This window comes from Amycolatopsis sp. H20-H5 (assembly GCF_035828755.1).
In the GTDB taxonomy this organism is placed as follows: Bacteria; Actinomycetota; Actinomycetes; order Mycobacteriales; family Pseudonocardiaceae; genus Amycolatopsis.
This window is the reverse complement of the sequence record NZ_JAYMZS010000290.1, coordinates 1-987: the sequence shown is the minus strand read 5'-3', so window position 1 is coordinate 987 and position 987 is coordinate 1. Positions and strand designations below refer to the sequence as shown.

Sequence of the window (987 nt, the reverse complement as noted above, 5' to 3'; positions counted from 1 at the left end):
GCCGGACCGTCCTGGTCGGAGCGGCGACGCTGGCGCGCGAACTGGAGGCGGCCGGACACGACTTTCCGTCGCGCTGCCCGCCTACGACCCCTTGCCCACGGTGGCGGACGAAGCCCACGCCATGGCGAACGGCGGTGCGGACATCGTGTTCGCCACCACGGTGGCGGACATCGAGGCGCGCAAGCGCGACGACTAGGGCGTGTTTCCCAAATATCTGCGTCCTGATCAGCGAGGATCGGTTGGTGACGCGGGTGGGTGTGGTTTCTGATGAGTTCTGGGCGGCTGTCGAATCGGTGATGCCCTCGGATGAGGGCAAGCGGGGCAACAGGTTCGGTGATCATCGGTTGATGCTGGAGGGAATCGCGTGGCGGTTCCGCTCGGGCTGTTCGTGGCGGGACCTGCCCACCGATTTCGGGCCGTGGCAGACGGTGTGAAAAACGGCATCATCGGTGGTCCTTGGACGGCACTTATGACGACATGTTCGCCCAGGTCGCTGCCGTGTTCGGGGTCGACACCGACATGGCCGTGGGCATCGAGAGGCTGTTGTCGGTGGATTCGACGAGCGCGCGGGTGTATCAGCATTCGGCGGGCGCACGGTCCGACACGCTCGCCTCAGGGGGCTCTGGCGAGTTGCAAGAAAGCCGCCGGTGAGCCGTCCGACCACGTGATCGGCCGTTCGCGGGGCGGGCTGACCGCGAAGATCCGCGCTCTGACCGACCAGTGGGAGGCCCCGGTCGGGATCCGGTTGACTGCAGGCCAAGCTGGTGACAACCCCCAGCTGGTGTCGTTGCTTGACGACGACGCTGAGAGGCGCCGGGCCGTGGGCGAGCCCGGCCGCGACTTCCGGTTGCTCGGCCGGAGGCCGGCCACCCGCGTTCGACCCCGCGCTTTACGGCCTGCGCAACACCGTCGAACGCGGCTTCAACCGACTCAAACAATGGCGCGGCATCGCAACCCGCTACGACAAATACGCGCTCACCTACCTCG

Annotated in this window: 1 protein-coding gene and 1 pseudogene; both read left to right on the top strand. The window is 67.1% G+C overall.

The window, feature by feature from the left end; genetic code table 11:
- The coding region (locus QMK34_RS47545) for a hypothetical protein (protein WP_326421641.1) at window positions 1-196 on the top strand (196 nt) is incomplete at its 5' end.
- A 46-nt stretch (window positions 197-242) separates the two neighbouring features.
- Window positions 243-987, top strand: a pseudogene (locus QMK34_RS47540) (IS5 family transposase); the annotation flags it as partial.